The sequence below is a fragment of the Pseudomonas sp. JAI120 genome (genome assembly GCF_014207255.1).
Taxonomy (GTDB): Bacteria; Pseudomonadota; Gammaproteobacteria; order Pseudomonadales; family Pseudomonadaceae; genus Aquipseudomonas.
This window is the reverse complement of record NZ_JACHCZ010000005.1, coordinates 306,680-323,083: the sequence shown is the minus strand read 5'-3', so window position 1 is coordinate 323,083 and position 16,404 is coordinate 306,680. Positions and strand designations below refer to the sequence as shown.

General features: G+C 61.5%; 21 protein-coding genes. 12 read left to right on the top strand and 9 right to left on the bottom strand.

The genetic code is table 11. The features are described from left to right. The first annotated feature begins 1 nt into the window (after position 1). Genes HDC32_RS25125 through HDC32_RS25115 form a run of 3 tightly spaced genes read left to right on the top strand, consistent with a single transcriptional unit; the run spans position 2 to position 2,088 of the window. Positions 2-556 carry a histidine phosphatase family protein gene (locus tag HDC32_RS25125; RefSeq protein WP_131700701.1) on the top strand — a complete coding sequence of 185 codons (555 nt, stop codon included), beginning with the start codon at positions 2-4 and terminating at the stop codon, positions 554-556. Positions 557-601: 45 nt separating this feature from the next. Continuing rightward, the gene (gene cobF, locus HDC32_RS25120; RefSeq protein WP_184745931.1) at positions 602-1,357 is read left to right on the top strand and encodes a precorrin-6A synthase (deacetylating); all 756 of its coding nucleotides are present in this window, start codon (positions 602-604) and stop codon (positions 1,355-1,357) included. Between the two features lie 11 nt (positions 1,358-1,368). After that, positions 1,369-2,088, top strand: coding sequence for an alpha/beta hydrolase (locus HDC32_RS25115; protein WP_184745929.1), 720 nt, complete (start codon positions 1,369-1,371; stop codon positions 2,086-2,088). 131 nt (positions 2,089-2,219) lie between these two features. Here HDC32_RS25115 and HDC32_RS25110 read toward each other — a convergent pair whose 3' ends face one another. From HDC32_RS25110 to HDC32_RS25100, 3 genes are all read right to left on the bottom strand, one after another. Further along, complete coding sequence (locus HDC32_RS25110; RefSeq protein ID WP_145337217.1) at positions 2,220-2,774, bottom strand: hypothetical protein; 555 nt, start codon at positions 2,772-2,774, stop codon at positions 2,220-2,222. 72 nt (positions 2,775-2,846) lie between these two features. Further along, entirely contained in the window at positions 2,847-4,655 is a 1,809-nt protein-coding gene (locus HDC32_RS25105) for a monovalent cation:proton antiporter-2 (CPA2) family protein (RefSeq protein WP_131700705.1), read from the bottom strand. Positions 4,656-4,781: 126 nt separating this feature from the next. Beyond that, positions 4,782-5,639 (bottom strand): EamA family transporter, encoded by an 858-nt coding sequence (locus tag HDC32_RS25100; protein WP_131700706.1) that lies wholly within the window; start codon positions 5,637-5,639, stop codon positions 4,782-4,784. Between the two features lie 103 nt (positions 5,640-5,742). Between HDC32_RS25100 and HDC32_RS25095 the strand changes: the two genes are divergently transcribed. The 3 genes from HDC32_RS25095 (at position 5,743) to HDC32_RS25085 (ending at position 9,533) form a co-directional block, all read left to right on the top strand. Next, entirely contained in the window at positions 5,743-6,525 is a 783-nt protein-coding gene (locus HDC32_RS25095) for a helix-turn-helix domain-containing protein (RefSeq protein ID WP_184745927.1), read from the top strand. Between the two features lie 93 nt (positions 6,526-6,618). Continuing rightward, positions 6,619-8,172, top strand: coding sequence for a DUF726 domain-containing protein (locus tag HDC32_RS25090; RefSeq protein WP_131700708.1), 1,554 nt, complete (start codon positions 6,619-6,621; stop codon positions 8,170-8,172). A 41-nt stretch (positions 8,173-8,213) separates the two neighbouring features. Beyond that, a complete protein-coding gene (locus HDC32_RS25085) occupies positions 8,214-9,533 on the top strand; it encodes an Nramp family divalent metal transporter (protein ID WP_131700709.1) in 1,320 nt (439 codons plus the stop codon). A gap of 21 nt (positions 9,534-9,554) precedes the next feature. On the opposite strand, the gene HDC32_RS25080 is transcribed toward HDC32_RS25085, so the two are convergent. The 3 genes from HDC32_RS25080 to HDC32_RS25070 all read right to left on the bottom strand — a co-directional run bounded on the left by HDC32_RS25080 (position 9,555) and on the right by HDC32_RS25070 (position 11,338). After that, entirely contained in the window at positions 9,555-9,932 is a 378-nt protein-coding gene (locus HDC32_RS25080; protein ID WP_131700710.1) for a type II toxin-antitoxin system VapC family toxin, read from the bottom strand. After that, positions 9,929-10,279 carry a type II toxin-antitoxin system Phd/YefM family antitoxin gene (locus HDC32_RS25075; RefSeq protein WP_371920983.1) on the bottom strand — a complete coding sequence of 117 codons (351 nt, stop codon included), beginning with the start codon at positions 10,277-10,279 and terminating at the stop codon, positions 9,929-9,931. The genes HDC32_RS25080 and HDC32_RS25075 overlap by 4 nt, the downstream gene beginning before the upstream one ends. Positions 10,280-10,405: 126 nt before the next feature. Beyond that, a complete protein-coding gene (locus HDC32_RS25070) occupies positions 10,406-11,338 on the bottom strand; it encodes a LysR family transcriptional regulator (protein WP_145337222.1) in 933 nt (310 codons plus the stop codon). Between the two features lie 118 nt (positions 11,339-11,456). Here HDC32_RS25070 and HDC32_RS25065 point away from each other — a divergent pair, with 118 nt between their 5' ends. The 3 genes from HDC32_RS25065 (at position 11,457) to HDC32_RS25055 (ending at position 12,661) form a co-directional block, all read left to right on the top strand. Beyond that, positions 11,457-11,945, top strand: a complete 489-nt coding sequence (locus tag HDC32_RS25065) for a DMT family transporter (RefSeq protein ID WP_065939787.1) — start codon at positions 11,457-11,459, stop codon at positions 11,943-11,945. Between the two features lie 4 nt (positions 11,946-11,949). Continuing rightward, on the top strand, positions 11,950-12,402 hold the full coding sequence (locus HDC32_RS25060; protein ID WP_131700714.1) for a DMT family transporter: 453 nt from the start codon (positions 11,950-11,952) through the stop codon (positions 12,400-12,402). Between the two features lie 88 nt (positions 12,403-12,490). Then, on the top strand, positions 12,491-12,661 hold the full coding sequence (locus tag HDC32_RS25055; RefSeq protein WP_131700715.1) for a metallothionein: 171 nt from the start codon (positions 12,491-12,493) through the stop codon (positions 12,659-12,661). Between the two features lie 45 nt (positions 12,662-12,706). Here the strand turns inward: HDC32_RS25055 and HDC32_RS25050 are convergent, their stop codons facing one another. Beyond that, entirely contained in the window at positions 12,707-12,970 is a 264-nt protein-coding gene (locus tag HDC32_RS25050; RefSeq protein ID WP_145337223.1) for a hypothetical protein, read from the bottom strand. A gap of 16 nt (positions 12,971-12,986) precedes the next feature. Beyond that, positions 12,987-13,229, bottom strand: a complete 243-nt coding sequence (locus HDC32_RS25045) for a DUF6555 family protein (protein WP_131700717.1) — start codon at positions 13,227-13,229, stop codon at positions 12,987-12,989. 117 nt (positions 13,230-13,346) lie between these two features. Here HDC32_RS25045 and HDC32_RS25040 point away from each other — a divergent pair, with 117 nt between their 5' ends. The 3 genes from HDC32_RS25040 to HDC32_RS25030 all read left to right on the top strand — a co-directional run bounded on the left by HDC32_RS25040 (position 13,347) and on the right by HDC32_RS25030 (position 15,356). Further along, positions 13,347-14,123 (top strand): helix-turn-helix transcriptional regulator, encoded by a 777-nt coding sequence (locus tag HDC32_RS25040; RefSeq protein ID WP_184746063.1) that lies wholly within the window; start codon positions 13,347-13,349, stop codon positions 14,121-14,123. Between the two features lie 69 nt (positions 14,124-14,192). Further along, complete coding sequence (locus HDC32_RS25035; RefSeq protein WP_131700718.1) at positions 14,193-14,366, top strand: DUF1427 family protein; 174 nt, start codon at positions 14,193-14,195, stop codon at positions 14,364-14,366. Positions 14,367-14,396: 30 nt separating this feature from the next. Next, positions 14,397-15,356, top strand: a complete 960-nt coding sequence (locus HDC32_RS25030) for a zinc-binding alcohol dehydrogenase family protein (protein ID WP_184745925.1) — start codon at positions 14,397-14,399, stop codon at positions 15,354-15,356. 16 nt (positions 15,357-15,372) lie between these two features. Here the strand turns inward: HDC32_RS25030 and HDC32_RS25025 are convergent, their stop codons facing one another. After that, complete coding sequence (locus tag HDC32_RS25025) at positions 15,373-16,401, bottom strand: purine nucleoside permease (RefSeq protein ID WP_167655418.1); 1,029 nt, start codon at positions 16,399-16,401, stop codon at positions 15,373-15,375. Positions 16,402-16,404 lie beyond the last annotated feature (3 nt).

Below are 16,404 nucleotides of genomic sequence, written 5' to 3'. Positions count from 1 at the left end.
GATGCAGGCCACCCGCTTGACCCTCATTTGCCATGCCGCCACACCCGCTCAAAAGTACGGGCGTTTTCCCGATAACGAGTCCGTGATGATGGATTGGCAAGCCGCAGCGCTATCTCTGGCCGGGCGCTATAAGAAAAACCTGCGTCTGGTGTGCGCGCCCGAGGCACGTGCCTGGCAGACGGCAGGGTTGTTCGGCGGTCAAGCAGTGATTGAAGACGCCTTGCGCGATGGCGACGTTGGCGACTGGAGGGGCCGAGCCATCAGCGAGTTGGACAGCGATGCGTTGCTGGACTGGATGACCCACAGCGCCAGTGCGCCCCACGGTGGCGAGTCGGTTGAGCAAATTTGCGCGCGGGTCGCAGCGTGGATGAAAACCCTGGAGGCCCAACCCGGGCACGTAGTGGCCATCACCCATCCCTTTGTTATTCGCGCGGCGATGCTGTATGTCATGCAGTGTCCGGTCTCGATGTTCTACCAGATCGACGTCGAGCCCCTGTCCGCTACCGAGCTGCGCTTCAACACGGTGTGGCGCCTGCGCCTGGAAACTCACGCCTGAGTGCGTGAACATGGCAAAATCCACGCCCCGCAATGAGAGCAACCCATGAAACGCATCCTCATCATCGGCATTGGCGCCGGCAACCCTGACTACATCACGATGCAGGCCGTGAAAGCGCTGAACCGCACCGACGTGTTTTTTCTGATGGACAAGGGCCAGAGCAAGGACAAGCTGATCGACCTGCGCCGCGAGATCTGCGAGACCTATATCACCGAACCCGGTTACCGCTTTGTCGAGGCCGACTGCCCCGAGCGCATACGCGGTGAGATCGACTACACCACCGCCGTACAGGACCTCAACCGCGACAAGCAGGCCACCTTCGAGCGCATGATCAACGAGGAAATGGCCGATGGTGAAGTGGGCGCTTTCCTGGCCTGGGGCGACCCGGCGCTGTACGACAGCACCATTCGCATCCTGCAGGCGATCCTGGCCAGTGGCCGCTGCGCCTTTGAATTCGAGGTGATTCCCGGCATCACCAGCGTGCAAGCCCTGGCGGCCCAGCATAAGGTGGCGTTGAACCGTATCGGCAAGTCCATCGAGATCACCACCGGGCGTCGATTGGCGGCGGGGCAGGCCAGCGATGCCGATACCCTGGTGGTCATGCTCGACGCGGAAGATTCCTATCGTACGGTGGCCGATCAGGACCTGGATATTTACTGGGGTGCCTACCTGGGCACACCGGATGAAATCCTGATCAGCGGCAAGGTCGGTGAAGTGGCAGAACAGATCGAACGGGTGCGCAAGGCGGCGCGCCTTGAGAATGGCTGGATCATGGACACTTACTTGTTACGCAAACCCTGAGGTAACGTCCCATGTTCAAACTGCTTGCCCTCGCGCTGACCCTGATGGCCAGCGTTGCCCACGCTGATTCCGAGTTGCACACCGATTTGCCGCTGGCGTACCTGGAACAGACCCAGGCCGATGCGCGCAACGAGCCGCTGGTGATTTTCCTGCACGGGTTCGGTAGCAATGAGCAAGACCTGTTCGGCATCAAGGACGCGCTGCCGCCCACCTGGACCTACCTGTCGGCCCGCGCGCCGACGCCGGTGCAGCCGAATGGCTTTCGCTGGTTTACCAACACACCGGGTGACGGCGATTACGATGGTGTGACCGCTGATTTGCACAGCAGCGCCAAGCTGATCAAGGACTTTGTCGGCAAAGCCACCGCCAAGTATCACACCCAGCCTGACCGGGTGTTCCTGGTGGGGTTCAGCCAGGGTGCGATCATGTCGTATGAGGTGGCTCTACGTGACCCGCAGCTGGTGCGCGGCATTGCGGCGTTGAGTGGCAGCGTGCTGCCGGTGCTCAAGGCTGAGCTCAAGCCGGACGAACGCTTGAACAAACTGGCGATCTTTATTGGCCACGGCACCCTGGACCAGGCACTGCCGTATGCGTCGGCGACGCGGGCCAATGAGGTGTTGGTGGGGCTTGGGTTGAAGCCGGAGTTTCATGGCTATCCGGGGATGAACCACACGGTCAGTGAGGCGGAAGTGCAGGACTTGAAAGCGTGGCTGGAAACGAGTTTGAAGTGAGCGCGCTGAACAAAGGTGGGAGGGGGCTTGCTCCCGATAGCGCAGTGACAGTGAACAGATTCATTAGCTGATCCACCGCCATCGGGGGCAAGCCCCCTCCCACATTTGATGGGTGTTGTCAGGACTATTTGTTATTTGCCGCCGGTAATCTGCTTCACCAGCTCTGCATGCCCCTTCGCATCATCGGCCCGCGAGATCGCCTGGATTACCAGCAAGTGGTTGCCGGAGCCGCCGAGGAACGTGGAGTTCAAGGTCTTGCCACCGCCCTGGGTGGCGGTGCTGTCCACCTGGCGCAGGCCCAGGCCCTTGAAGGTCAGTTTCTTTTCGCTCAGCTTCTTGAAGTCGGGCAGGGCGGCGCTCTGGTCCTTGACGAAACCGGCCACGGCGCCGTCGAGGAACTGCGGGTCGTTGTCCTTGATGGTTACACCGTCGTTACGCACGGTTTCGGCGACGATCACCACGCTTTTCGTGGTCTGGTTGGCGTACATCGTGCCTTGGGTATCGGCGGTGCCGTCCTCGGCCTTGCCGGCTGGCAGGGCGTCGGCGGCGTAAGCCTTGGGCAGGTTGAAGTTGAACTTACCGCCCAGAGTGGAGATGGTTTGCGTGGCCGGCTTGGCGGCGGCGAACACGCTGCCGGCGGTAAGCGCGAGGGCCAACAGGACTGCGGTCTTGGTGAAATTGACCATGAAGCGCTCCAAGGATGAACGAAATTGCGGCGTATTCTGTCAGAAAATTCGCAATATCGTTCATCCTTAGCCTCACACCTTGTCGGACTCTTCCTCAAGTCGATCCATCTCAAACAGTCGCGCCAGTTCGGCGCGGGCTTCCTGGGCGGTTTGCATCACCTTGGCCGCATCGTCGTACACCGCATGCTGGGCGGCGAGCACTTGCAGGTCGTGGTTCTTGAAGCGGGTGATGCGGGCATCGGCCTGGGCCTGGCTCAACCCCAGGCCCACCAGGGTACGGCGGCTCATTTCCAGGCTGGAGTAGAAGGTCTCGCGAACCGGTGACGCGTCGAGGTCCACCAGGCGGTGCACGTGCTGGCGGTTACGGGCGCGGGCGATGATCTTCATGTGCGGGTAGAGATTGCGCACCAGTTCGGCGGTCTTGATGTTGATCTCCGGGTCGTCCATGGCGATCACGAAGAATTCCGCCTGGTCGACCTTGGCCGCGTGGAGAATCTCGGGGCGTTGTGGGTCACCGTAGAACACCGGCATGCCGCCGAAACTGCGGGTCAGCTCGATGGTTTCCACCGAGGTGTCGAGGGCGATGAAGGAGATGTTCTGTGCACGCAGGATCCGCGCGACGATCTGGCCCATACGGCCCATGCCGGCGATCACCACCCGCGGCGCATCGCTTTCGATGGTGCGGTATTCCTCCGGTACTTCCACCGGCTTGACCTTGGGCTTGAACAGCTTCGGGCACACCAGCAGCAACAGCGGCGTGACGGCCATGGACAGGGTGATGGTCAGCACCAGCACGTCGTAGAGGTGCGGTTCGAACAGGCCCTGGTCGCGGCCGATCTTGAACACCACAAAGGCGAACTCACCGCCCGCGGCCAGCACCACACCCAGGCGCAGGGCGCTTTCGCGGTTGAGATCACCCACCATACGCCCCACGGCGTACAGCAGCGGCAGCTTCAAACCGATCAACAGCAGGGTCAGGCCGATCACAACCAGCGGCGAGCTGAGCAGCAGGCTGAGGTTGGCGCCCATGCCCACGCTGATAAAGAACAGCCCCAGCAGCAGGCCCTTGAACGGCTCGATCTGGGATTCCAGTTCGTGGCGGTACTCCGAGTCCGCCAGCAGCAGGCCGGCGAGGAAGGCACCGAGGGCCATGGACACGCCCACCAGTTCCATCAACCAGGCGGTGCCGATGACCACCAGCAAGGCGGTGGCGGTGGACACTTCGCGCAGGCCGGTCTTGGCGACGATGCGAAACACCGGCCGCAGCAGGTAGCGCCCGCCGATGATCACCACGGCAATACTGCCGAGGATCTGCAGGACGTGTTGCAGGCCTTGGGCTTCGGTGGTCGGATGATCGCTGCCGGCCAGCAGCGGCACCATGGCAATCAACGGGATCGCGGCGATGTCCTGGAACAGCAGGATCGCAAACGCCAGGCGTCCGTGGGGCTGGTTCAGCTCCTTGCGCTCGGCCAGGCTTTGCAGGCCAAATGCGGTGGACGACAGCGCCAGGCCAAGGCCGAGCACGATTGCGCTGTTCCACGACTGGCCAAACAGCCACAACGCCACCACGCCCATGACCAGGCCAGTGAGCAGTACCTGGGCCAGGCCGACGCCAAATACCGCCTTGCGCATCACCCATAAACGCTTGGGCGACAGCTCCAGGCCGATGATAAACAGCAGCAACACCACGCCTAATTCGGAGAACTGCGCCACGCTTTGCGGGTTGCCGATCAGGCCCAACACCGACGGACCGATGATCACACCGGCAAACAGATAGCCCAACACCGCGCCCAATTGCAGGCGCTTGGCCAGGGGCACGGTCAGCACGGCCGCGAGCAGGAACACCACGGCTGCTTGTAACAGGTTGCCTTCATGGGGCATTTCGAACTCCAGGATCTTTAAAACCAATCGACAGGAGGGTATTAGAGCGCTTTTTATCTTTCGAAAATTGTGTTTTTGCTGCGTTTGAAGGGACAACACGCCAGTGCGTGTTTGGCGGCGGGCGGTTCACGCCGGCTTGCGGTACAAACCCACGGCCAGGCCGACGATGATGATCGCAATCGAGATCAGGTCCGGCGTGGAAACACGCTCGCCAATCAGCAGCATCGAACTGCTGATCCCGAACACCGGAATCAACAACGACAGTGGCGCCACCGTGGACACCGGGTACAGCTTGAGCAGCGAGTTCCAGCCCCAGTAGGCAAAGTGCGTCGCCAGGTACACCTGAAACAGAATGGACAGGATCGCCATGATGTCGAGGCTCGACTGCAAGCCTTCGAACGGCGCGCTGCCATGCATCAGCCAGGCCATAAGAAATAACGGGATCGGCGGAAACAGGCTGGCCCACACCATGAACGAGAAGACCTCAGTGACCCCCGACTTCTTGATGATGACGTTGCCCACGCTCCAGGCCAGCGCGCTGAATACGATCAGCATCACGCCCAGCACTGCGTGGCTGCCTTCCCGGGTGGAGATGATAGCTGCCAGGCCGATCAGGGCTAGAAATGCACCTGCCATTTGCGTCCCGCGGAGTTTTTCCCTGAACAACACGCAACCCCAGCCCATGGTGAAAAATACGCTGAGTTGAATGATCAATGACGCGATGCCGGGGCTCACACCCCTTTCGATGCCATAGTTGATCACGCCCCACATGCCCAACCCGAAGATGACGCCGTAGGCGGCCACGTAGCTGAATTTGACAGCGGGGCGCTTGATGAAGAACACCAGTGGCAGGGCGGCGAGGGCAAAGCGGATGCCCGTGAGGACGAAGGGGTCGACCGAGCGCAGGCCCAGTTTGGTAATGGGGAAATTCACCCCCCATACCAAGGTGACGAGCACGGCGAGCGCCAGATGTTTTTTCAGCATGGAATGTTCCCTTGGTCATTACAGTTATCCAAGGGCGTGGATGTTAGGGGGTGGTTGGCTGGCCCGCTTGCTATGTAAGGTCATATTTTGACAGAATCAGGCCATGATTCCGACCTTTGACCCCGCCAGCCCTGAAGCCGTGGTAACACTGCGCGAATACCCTTGCGGCACCGTCTTTGAGCGGCACACGCATTCACGTGGGCAGTTCGCCTATGCCTCCACCGGCGCGCTGAAAATGTTCACCGATCTCGGCAACTGGGTGGTACCGCCGCAGCGGGCGATCTGGGTGCCGAGTGGTGTGCCCCACGCTATGCATATGCGCGGGGATGTGGTGATGCTCAATACCTACTTGAACGCCGAGGCGGCTGAGCGGGCGGGGTTGCAGGAGCGCTGCCAAGTGTTTGAAGTGTCGCCCCTGCTCAGGCATTTGCTTGAGGCGGCGTTGGCTATCGACTCCTCGACATTACCCAGCGTGAGGCATCACTGCGTGCTGACGCTGTTGATTGATGAAATCGGAGCCATGCCCGAGCTGCCACTCAGCGCGCCATTGCCGTGCGAGTCGCGGCTGGCGCGAGCCTGTCAGCGCTTCCTGGATGCGCCCACGCAGAAAATCACCCTTGATGAGATGGCTGATTGGTCGAACATGAGCCGGCGCACCTTCACCCGCCATTTCTACGAGGGCACGGGGATGACGTTCGTGTCCTGGCGCCAGCAGGTGTGCCTATTGGAAGCCACCGCACGGCTAAGCCACGGCGCGTCCATCACCGAGGTAGCGCTCGAATTGGGGTTCAGCAGTTCCAGTGCATTCACCTCCGTGTTCCGGCGCAACCTGGGGGATTCGCCGGCGCGCTACCTGGCCAAATCAAAGGCTGCGGCGCAGTTCTGATCCTTCGCGACCGCCACGCCGGTCAGGATTCACCGTCCTACAAGCCTCCCTTTGGTATTATCGCCGTCCCTCGTCACCAGGAGTCACCGGCCCATGCAGCACCAGTGGGATGAAATGCACCGCACCCGCAAGCCCACGTTCGTATTGTGCGGCGAGCCTCAGGGGGATGTGCTCAATCTCTATGTGCACGGTTACTCGGCGTTCTTCAACCGGCAACAACTGGGCAATTTCAAGGCGCAGCTCGCGGGTATCGAAGGGTCGACCAACCTGATGCTGTTCTGGCCGGCGGGGCATTTCCTGGAAAACCTGTTTGCGCCCTTCAAGGATGTGATCGCCGCGATGCTGGGTGGTGGTGGCATCGGTGCTGCGACCGTAGGCGTGGGCAAGGCGATTGCGTATTTTCTCGACCACTATAAAAGCGTCGAGGCGCGGGTGGACGAAGTGGCCAGGAGCTTGCTGCCGGAGCTGGCCAGCTACCTGCATGGCGAGTCGCTGGAGGTGCGGCGTATCAACCTGATCGGTCATTCCCTGGGGGCGCGGATTCTGGTCAAGAGCCTGCTGGCCAGCCCGGACACCGCGCGCGAGCTGCCATTGGACAACCTGCTGTTGATGGGCGGCGCGATCTGTACGTCTAGCCCTTGGGAAGAGGTGTGCGCGCCGCTCAAGGGGCGGGTGATCAATTGCCATTCCAGCAAGGACTGGGCCCTGGCGATGAAGCCGGACACCGAGCGGTGCATCGGCCGGTACGCGATCCCGGTGACGCCGGCGCTCAAGGCCAAGGTCACCAATGTGCACTTGGCCACCTTCGATCACGCCGCCTACTGGCCGCAGTTGCAGACCGTGGTGCAGTACACCGACCTGTTGCAGGAGCGGCGCGGCCTGATTCGTTCCGACCAGCGCAGCAGCGAGGTACGCTTTGCCGAAGAGGACGTCGACTTGTTTCCGGCCCTGGTGCAGGCGCGGCCGGAAGAGCTGAAGTTTCTCGCCGAATTGATGGCGCAAAAGCGCAGTGCATCGATCGACGCCACGGTGCGCGAGCCGCTCAAGCTGGCCATCGAGTTGCAGCGCATGGGCGGCGATAGTTTTATGAACCTGGCCCGTGGCCACGGCGTGAACTATCGCCAGATTGCCGAAGATGTGGCGCAGCGGCTGGGGATCAAGTTTTCCGAGCCCGTCGCAACCGTTGCGCTGGCTGACCTTGAAGCCCTGGTCGCGGAAAAACTGATTGAGCAGTACAAGGACAAACTCAGCAACGCCGACCGCCAGGTATTCGACGCAGAGCTCAAGGCGGCTGCACAGAAAGAGCAGGGGCTGTTCAGCCGTTTCGATGTCGGCCGCTCGGCCACTACGGCATTGAGTGGCACGGCGCTGGCCGGGTTGACCGGGTTTATCCTGCGTCGTGGTGCGGCCACGGCGATCCCGGTGGTGGGCCAGGCGCTGGCGGCGGCGATGCTGCTGGTGAGCGGTGTACGGGCGTTTTCCGGCCCGGCCTATTCGATTACCACCCTGGCGGTGTTGGTGGTCGGGGTGATTCGCCAGCGCATGGAGCGTGAAGCCTTGAACCAGGAGATGGACCTGGTGGTGCAGGTGGTGGAGGCGTTTGACCTGCCTCGGGAGACGGTGATGCGCACCGTTGCGTCTGACTGATAAGCTGAGCCCCTGTCGAGTGTGTTTGCCTGGGATACCGCGTGAAATTCAGCCTGCCGAAAATCGCTACCGCTCCATTCTGCCCGCCGGAAGTGGCGGGCTCCGTCGCCGTTGACCCCACGGCGTCGTTCTTCAAACGCATTCTTATGTTTGCCGGCCCCGGCCTGCTGATCTCCATCGGCTACATGGACCCGGGCAACTGGGCCACGGCCATCGAAGCCGGGTCGCGCTACGGCTACAGCCTGTTGTTCGTGGTGTTGCTCGCCAGTCTGGCGGGGATGGCGGTGCAGTGCCTGTGCTCACGCCTTGGCATCGCTACCGGCAAGGACCTCGCACAACTGTGCCGTGAGCGCTACAGCAAACGCTCCGCACGCACCCAGTGGGTGTTGGCGGAAATCTCCATTATCGCCACGGACCTTGCCGAAGTGCTCGGCTGCGCCCTGGCGTTTCACCTGCTGCTGGGCGTTTCCCTGACCACCGGCATTGTCATCACCGCCTTCGATACGCTGTTGGTCCTGGCCCTGCAAAACCGTGGTTTTCGCCGCCTGGAAGCGATCATGCTGGCGCTGGTGGCGACCATCGGCGTGTGTTTCTTTATTGAGCTGGTGCTGATCAAACCTTATTGGCCGGATGTGTTCAGTGGTTTCACCCCATCCCTTTCGGCCATCAGCGATGCCGCGCCGTTGTACCTGGCTATCGGTATTCTCGGCGCCACGGTGATGCCCCATAACCTCTACCTGCACAGCTCGATCGTGCAAACCCGCCTGATCGGCAAAGACCTCGCGAGCAAACAGGACGCGGTCAAGCTGGCCCGGATCGACACCATTGGCTCCCTGGCCCTGGCACTGCTGGTCAACGCCGCCATCCTGATACTCGCCGCCTCCGCCTTCTACAAGACGGGGCACACTGAGGTGGTCGAGATCCAGGACGCCTACCGCTTGCTCGACCCGCTGGTGGGCGGCGCCTTTGCCAGCATCCTGTTCGGCATCGCCTTGCTGGCGTCCGGGCAAAGCTCGACCTTTACCGGCACCATCGCCGGGCAAGTGATCATGGAGGGCTACCTCAACCTGCGCATTCCCTGCTGGCAACGCCGCCTGATCACCCGTGGGCTGGCGCTGATCCCGGCGTTTCTCGGGGTGTGGTTGATGGGTGACCAGGCCATTGGCAAGCTGCTGATCCTCAGCCAGGTGGTGCTCAGCCTGCAGTTGCCGTTCGCGTTGTACCCCTTGATCCGCATGACCGGCGACAAGCAACTGATGGGGCCGTTCGTCAATCGCCTGCATACCCGCGTGTTGGCGTGGTTTCTGTTTGCGGTCATCAGTGGGGCCAATGCGTGGTTGATTGGACAGTGGGTGTTCTGAGTTCCGGGCAGTGGGTGTGGACTACACCAGAATGGCCAGGGATGTGTATTGGGCAATCTGCGCGTCGGCGGTCATTAGCCTCATCGGTTCACTGATGGCTGTCGCTACGATGAGCCGATCAAAAGGGTCTTTGTGATGATGCTCAAGATCCTTTACGGCAATCGCGTGTTCTGAGGTGATGGGCAGTTCGACGAAACCGCTTTCAAGGCAATATTCCCGGATTTCGTCCAGGTCGGCATCGAGTTTTCCAAGGCCGACCTTGATCGCCATTTCCCAGAAGGTTGCCGCGCTGACGTAAATCTCTGCGGCATTCTCGATCAGTCGTCGGGCTTTGCTGGATAGCTTCGGGTCATCACTCAGTGCCCAGAGCAGAACATGGGTATCCAGCAGCACCCTCATGGATGGCTGCCTGCAAACGTATCCAGCAGGTCATCTGGCAGGGGCGCTTCAAAATCCTCGGGGACAACCAGCTTTCCTTTCATCACGCCAATTCGCTGACCTTTGGATTTCCCCACGGGGACGAGTTGCGCCATCGCACGTCCATGCTTGGCAATGGTGATAATTTTGCCGGCGGCGGCGTCATCCACCAGTTTTGACAGGTTATTTTTTGCTTCGCCCAAGGGTACGGTAATCATGAGGTGCTCCGCGTATTTTGGCCAAATATAGCCAAAACTGGGCGAGCTATCCAAGACGGGCCGACCGCTGGTTGCCGCCGCGCGTTCATCGCGCGATGGCTTTGGGTACATGAAAACCATGGCATCTCTCCAAAAAAGACATCGCCAAAGTCTGCCGCAATGCACCCAGTCCAAAATATAGTGGCTCGTTAAATCAGACCGAGCCTACTTTTACTACTCGGAAAATTCCTCAACCGCTCATCGATCCCAATACGGCACCGTCCCAAAACACTCCACAAAGTAATCAATCACCGTGCGCACTTTCAGCGACAGGCGCCGGCTCCCCGGCCACAACGCCGCAATCTGCTGGGGCTCGAGGGTTGTCGCCACATCGTAGTCCGTCAGCACCGCCTGCAAGGTGCCGGCGCGCAGGCCTTCGCCGATCAGCCAGGACGGAAACACCACCAGCCCCAGGCCTTGTTCGGCGGCGTGGGTGAGGGTGTCGGCATGGTTGCCGGTGATCGGGCCCTTAACGCTATAGGGTGTCCAGTCGTCCTGGCCCTTGCGGAAAAACCAGCGTTGCTGGCCGGTGATGCCCTTGTAGGCCAGGCACTGGTGGTGGATCAGTTCTTCAGGGTGTCGGGGCATGCCATGCCGGGCCAGGTAGGCGGGGCTGGCCGCGAGGCGAAAGCGCTGGGGTGCGAAGATGCGTGCCTGCATGCTGGAATCGTTGAGCACGCCGATACGAAACAGCAGGTCGGTGCCGTCTTGCAGCGGGTCGACGAAGGTGTCGGTTTGCTGGATGTCCAGTTGCAGTTTCGGGTAGCGCCGGCATAACTCACCCAGCCACGGTGACAGGTGACGCTGGCCGAACACCATCGGTGCGTTGATGCGTACCAGGCCGCTGGGTTCGCTTTCCTGCTCCTGCAGGGCCTGGCCGGCGGCTTCCAGTTGTTCGAGCATCACGCGCGCGTGCCGCCCCAGCAGGCGCCCGGCCTCGGTGGGGCTTACCGCGCGGGTGTGACGATAGAGCAACTGCTGGCCGAGGGCTTGTTCCATCAGTTGGATCTGCCGGGAAATCGAGGAGGGCGCCAAGCCTTCACGGCGGGCTACTTCAGAAAAACTACCGTGATCCAGCACGGCGACGAACAGGCGCAGCGCCTTGAAACTCAATTCATTCAAACCCTGCATCGTGGCTCCGTGCTGTGCGTTCTGCGCAAAGGTGTTGTCCGCATACTCCCATTTATCGCACAGAACGACCACCGGATAATGCGCGTCATCCAATCCTTTGTTGACGTGCAGGTGATGTATGCAAGCAAGTTCCATCGAGGCTGTGGCGCAAGCCACGCCGAAGAAAAACCTCCTACGGCTGCTGCTGTTGCCGCTGGTGATCCTGGCCGGCATGGGCTTGTCGGTCGAGGCAGGATTGCTCGGGCCGCTCGGCGTGCAAGTGGGGCACCTGTGGGCAACCTTGAGCATCTTCGGCGTGGGCTCGGCGATTCTGTTTTTGCTGCTGCTGTTCAGCGGCCCGCAGAAGGGGCCGGCGCTGTCCGAGCTGCCGCGCTGGCAATTGATCGGTGGGTTCCTGGGGCCGATGTATGTGGTGGTGCTGACCCTGGCCACGCCGCACATCGGTATTGCCATGACCATGATCGCGATTTTGTCCGGCCAGGTGGGCAAGAGCGTGCTGATCGATCATTTCGGTTGGTTCGGCACCGCACGCAAACGGGTCAATGGCGAGCGCTGGATAGCCCTGGCGTTGATTGTGGCGGCACTTGTTCTGATAGCACGAGGGTAAGGCGATGAATCTGATTCTGTTATTGGTGCTGGTGATTGCTGCAGGTGCGGTGCTGAGTGTGCAGGCGGCGATCAATGGGCGCCTCGGCCAGTCGGTAGGCGTGTTGCGCAGCAGTCTGCTGACGTTTGCGGTGGGCGCGCTCACCACCGCACTGCTGATTTTCTTCTTCGAACCGGCCCAGACCTTCAGCCTGCTGGACGTCCCCAAATGGCAACTGACCGGCGCATTGTTCGGCGTGGTGTACATGATGGTGATGGTCGGGGCGGTGCCGGTGGTCGGTACTGCGGTGGCAACCGTGGCCGTGATCACCGGGCAATTGGGCATGGGCATGCTGATCGATAACTTCGGGTGGCTGGGCAACCCGGCTGTCGAACTGTCGAGCAGCCGCATCCTGGCGATGGTGTGTCTGGCGCTGGCCTTGGTGTTCATGTACCGCAGCAATACGCGTACCGACTGATGGTTTGAACCATCGCCGACGGCGGGCAGTCACTGCTTAAGGTGCTGGCAACCGCCGCACCGGACGACCATGAAGAAGGAGTCTGGCCATGCCTGATCAAACCTGTGCCTGCCCACATTGCAAGTGTGTGCTGGGCGTCGATGCGGTAATGAAGGACGGTAAGGGCTATTGCTGCCAGGGCTGTGCCGAGCACCATGCCCATGGCGAGCCTTGTTCGGCTGCAACGGGGTGCGAGTGTGCCAAGTCGGCCAAAGGCTGAATACGTTCGCAGGGAGCCTGAAATAGTGGGCTCCCTGCGTATCGATTATTGGGGTTCCAGCTCCAGGCGCAGGCTGTGGTCGGACAAATGCCGGCTGTCTTTTACCACGCCGCTTGTTCGTCGACCTTCGAGTGCCAGCACCAGGGTTTGCGCATCATGCAAATCGTCCGGCAACGGCTGGAACACCTTCAGCACCAGCCAGCCGGGTTTGTGCTGCACGCTCACCTGGCACTCGACATGCTTGGCCAATGGCCCGAACAACGTGTCCCGGGTGTAATCGATGCGCGCTTTGCCGTTGATTGAATCCATGCTCATTTCTCCTTGATCAAGCCTGGGCGCGCACATCCGAGCGGCGCCATTGCACGTTTTTTATGCCAAATTTCTCGGCCTGTTCCTGGCTGGTCTTCTTCACCTGCTCGCGGGCGAAACGGCCGATACGGCCCACGCCAGCGTCACAGCTTGCCCAATGCCAGGCCTCCAAGGTATCCAGCTTTTCCAGACGGATAATGAATGACTTGGCTTCGCCATGGAGGGTGTAGTCGATCACAAACAGTTTTGCGTTATTCATTGGCCCATCAACCCTGGTGGTGTAAACAAGTGATCGCCCCAGGCGGCAAAAATTCACTCGGATTGTCGAGCGGTGGTCATTACCATGACGGCTTACCCATCGATAGACGTGCACCTCATGGCCCTGGCCGCGCCCCCCGACCTCAGTGATCACGCTGTCCCCGTGCAACCCCTGGCACGCACGTACCCGCGTGGCTTGTATGTGGAGCCCCATCGGCACGACTGGGGCCAATTGCTCTATGCCATGAGCGGCGTGATGTGGGTCGAGACGCCTCGTGAAGCCCTGGTGGTGCCGCCCCAGCGTGCGGTCTGGCTGCCGCCGGGGGTTGAGCACGGCATCCGGGTGGTGTCGGATTTGCAGATGCGCAATATCTACTTGCGCCCGGCCTTGGCGGCGACATTGGACAGCCAGGTGCAGGTGATTGAAGTCGGTGGGCTGCTGCGCGAATTGGTCGTCACGCTGGTGGAGCAGGGCGACAGCGGTGACGCGGGGTATTACGACGCGGTGGTCGGCCTGGCCCTGCTGGAGTTGCGCCGGGCACGCCGCTCGCAGATCCGTATCGCCATGCCGGTGGAGGCCGATCGCCGGCTGATCAGCGCGTGCCAGGCGGTCATGGCGGCGCCGTCCCTGGAGATACCTTTCGAGCAGCATGCTGAGGCGGCAGGTGCCAGCGTGCGCACCTTGGCGCGGTTGTTCCAGCACCACCTGGGCATGGGCTTTGCCGAATGGCGTCGCCAGGTGCAATTGGCCACGGCGGTGGCCGAGTTGATCCAGGGCCAGTCGGTCAGCGCTATTGCGCGGTCCCTGGGCTATTCGCCGAGCAGTTTCAGCGACATGTTCCGGCGAGAACTGGGGATGGCGCCTTCTCAGTATGTGAGTTGGCCGAAATCCTGAAGCGTTTGGCCGATGCTGCCGGGATGGGCTTCCTACACTAAGCCCATCAAATCACCAGGCGCTGCCCCCATGAGTTACCTGATCTCCCTTGTCATTGGCCTCTTTGTCGGCGTGATCTACGGCGCACTGGACTTCCGCTCGCCCGCACCACCCGCCATTGCGCTGGTGGGCCTGATGGGCATGCTGCTCGGCGAAAAACTCTGGCCCATGGGCCGGCAGTTGGTCAGCGGTTGGTTGTCCTGATTCCTTTTCTCCCTTCGATGGATACTGGCAATGAAAGCACTGCAATTTTCCGCCACTGGCGACCTCACCGCCCTGAGCTTCGTCGACGTCGCCACGCCGGTGCCGGCCGCCGATGAAGTGCTGGTACAGATCAAGGCCGCCGGCCTCAATCCCAGCGATGTGAAGAACGTACTCGGGCGTTTCCCCTACACCAGCGTGCCACGCATACCGGGCCGCGACTTTGCCGGCGTGGTTGTGCAAGGTCCGCAGGCGCTGGTGGGGCAGGAGGTCTGGGGCACCGGTCGCGACCTGGGCTTTTTCGCCGACGGTTCCCACGCCCAGTACCTCACCGTCTCGGCCAAAGGCGTGGCGCATAAACCCGCCCACCTGAGTTTTGCCCAGGCCGCCAGCCTGGGGGTGCCGTACACCACCGCCTGGGATGCGCTGGCGCGCAGTGGCGTGGGCAAAGACACGCGGTTGCTGGTGATCGGCGCTAATGGGGCGGTGGGCAGTGCGGCATTGGCCTTGGCGAGGGTACTTGGTGCGCAGGTGTTGGCAGCGGTACGCAAGGCTGACCAGGTCGAGGTGTTGCAGGCGCAAGGGGTCGACGCGATTGCGTTGGGCAAGCCCGAAGCGCTGGGCGCGCAGGTCAATGCGGTATTCAAGGGTGGCGCCGATGTGATCTTCGACACCACCGGTTTCTGGCTGCCGGCGGCCGTGGCGGGCCTGGCGCCGTTCGGTCGCATCGCGATCATTGCCGCGCCGGTGGACGGCCACGTACAACTGCCGGCCCTGGGCCTGTATCGCAAGGGCGGCTCGGTGGTGGGGATCAATTCACTGCTCTACAACTGTGAACAGTGCGCGGTGATGCTGGAGCAGTTCGGGCGTTTCTTCGATGACGGCCTGCTGCCGCTGCCGACCGGCCTGCGCGAAGTGGCGCTGGCCGATGGCGTGCAGTGCTATGAGGACGTGAGTCAAGGCAGTGCGGACAAGATCATTTTGCTGCCTTGACACATTCTGATGTGCACTAGGCTTCTGGGACGCCTTTTTCCCATGCCGACCAGTTCTTGAGGATCGCCTGTACCAGCGGGTTACCCGTGCGGTAGAGGTTTTCCAACGCCGGTACGAACCCACCCTGGTCGGCGTATTTGAGCAGGTTGTCCACTTCGCTGTAGCCAGGGTACGGGCGGTCGAAGTCCGATCCGGCACGTACGACGGCCAGGCGCTGGATGTCCACTAACCCTTCACGGCTGGCGCGTAGCAGGGCTTCATAGGTGGAGTTGTCCTCCTGTTGGGTGGTGCAGTATTCGCCTTTGTTATCCGTGAGCAATTTGGTCCACACCTCGGCGCGTTCGCTCAGGCGCGTGCCGGAGAACCAGGTATTGCCCGCCAGGGTGTCGCAGCGGGTGACTTGCGGCGGCTGGTTGGCGGGTGCGGCGGGGTAGTGTTTGCGCCAGGCGGCGGACTCTTTGCTTTCCGTAAGTTCGACTGTGTGCGACAGGGCGAACGCTTTGGCCTGCAGTTTGGGGTTCAGCTCAAACACTTCGGTCTTGTAGTCCAGTGGCGGCTTTTCGTTGGGGCCCTTGGTGTTGATGCCAAGGTAGCCGGTCGGCCAATCCTTGGGTGCATCCCGCGAATCCAGTTCCCACTGGGTGCCGAATTCCACCAGGTAGTGGGCCCAGGCGGCGGTGCCGATGGTGCCGTGTTTCGGGCTGATGCCGGCAATCCCGGCGATCAGGAAATAGCTCTGGCGCAGGTCGAACTTGGGCGACAAGGCCAGGGCCAGGGTGGACGCGGCAGCGTTGGTCTGGCCCATGCCGGTCACCAGCAGGCACACGTCCCGGGTGTTGCAGCGGATCACCGGGTATTCGGCGGACAGGCCCGGCACGCGCACTTCCTGCTTGAGTTCCAGGCGGTCGATCCAGGTTTGCGCCTCGGGGGCGAACATGGTGATCAGCATCACCTTGGGCTTGATGGGGGCAGCAGAATCAGCCAGCACCACGTGGGGCAGCAGCGCCAGGCCGACGGCCAGCGAAAGACGGGTAAACGTATTCATCTA

Bases quoted from the DNA above. Each gene is read 5' to 3' on its own strand.
- HDC32_RS25115 (WP_184745929.1), top strand. From the start codon at position 1,369: ATGTTCAAACTGCTTGCCCTCGCGCTGACCCTGATGGCCAGCGTTGCC.
- HDC32_RS25105 (WP_131700705.1), bottom strand. From the start codon at position 4,655: ATGCCCCATGAAGGCAACCTGTTACAAGCAGCCGTGGTGTTCCTGCTC.
- HDC32_RS25065 (WP_065939787.1), top strand. From the start codon at position 11,457: ATGCAAGCAAGTTCCATCGAGGCTGTGGCGCAAGCCACGCCGAAGAAA.
- HDC32_RS25045 (WP_131700717.1), bottom strand. From the start codon at position 13,229: ATGAATAACGCAAAACTGTTTGTGATCGACTACACCCTCCATGGCGAA.
- HDC32_RS25075 (WP_371920983.1), bottom strand. From the start codon at position 10,279: ATGTACCCAAAGCCATCGCGCGATGAACGCGCGGCGGCAACCAGCGGT.
- HDC32_RS25060 (WP_131700714.1), top strand. From the start codon at position 11,950: ATGAATCTGATTCTGTTATTGGTGCTGGTGATTGCTGCAGGTGCGGTG.
- cobF (WP_184745931.1), top strand. From the start codon at position 602: ATGAAACGCATCCTCATCATCGGCATTGGCGCCGGCAACCCTGACTAC.
- HDC32_RS25125 (WP_131700701.1), top strand. From the start codon at position 2: ATGCAGGCCACCCGCTTGACCCTCATTTGCCATGCCGCCACACCCGCT.
- HDC32_RS25070 (WP_145337222.1), bottom strand. From the start codon at position 11,338: ATGCAGGGTTTGAATGAATTGAGTTTCAAGGCGCTGCGCCTGTTCGTC.
- HDC32_RS25090 (WP_131700708.1), top strand. From the start codon at position 6,619: ATGCAGCACCAGTGGGATGAAATGCACCGCACCCGCAAGCCCACGTTC.
- HDC32_RS25110 (WP_145337217.1), bottom strand. From the start codon at position 2,774: ATGGTCAATTTCACCAAGACCGCAGTCCTGTTGGCCCTCGCGCTTACC.
- HDC32_RS25040 (WP_184746063.1), top strand. From the start codon at position 13,347: ATGGCCCTGGCCGCGCCCCCCGACCTCAGTGATCACGCTGTCCCCGTG.
- HDC32_RS25055 (WP_131700715.1), top strand. From the start codon at position 12,491: ATGCCTGATCAAACCTGTGCCTGCCCACATTGCAAGTGTGTGCTGGGC.
- HDC32_RS25030 (WP_184745925.1), top strand. From the start codon at position 14,397: ATGAAAGCACTGCAATTTTCCGCCACTGGCGACCTCACCGCCCTGAGC.
- HDC32_RS25025 (WP_167655418.1), bottom strand. From the start codon at position 16,401: ATGAATACGTTTACCCGTCTTTCGCTGGCCGTCGGCCTGGCGCTGCTG.
- HDC32_RS25100 (WP_131700706.1), bottom strand. From the start codon at position 5,639: ATGCTGAAAAAACATCTGGCGCTCGCCGTGCTCGTCACCTTGGTATGG.
- HDC32_RS25080 (WP_131700710.1), bottom strand. From the start codon at position 9,932: ATGAGGGTGCTGCTGGATACCCATGTTCTGCTCTGGGCACTGAGTGAT.
- HDC32_RS25035 (WP_131700718.1), top strand. From the start codon at position 14,193: ATGAGTTACCTGATCTCCCTTGTCATTGGCCTCTTTGTCGGCGTGATC.
- HDC32_RS25050 (WP_145337223.1), bottom strand. From the start codon at position 12,970: ATGGATTCAATCAACGGCAAAGCGCGCATCGATTACACCCGGGACACG.
- HDC32_RS25095 (WP_184745927.1), top strand. From the start codon at position 5,743: ATGATTCCGACCTTTGACCCCGCCAGCCCTGAAGCCGTGGTAACACTG.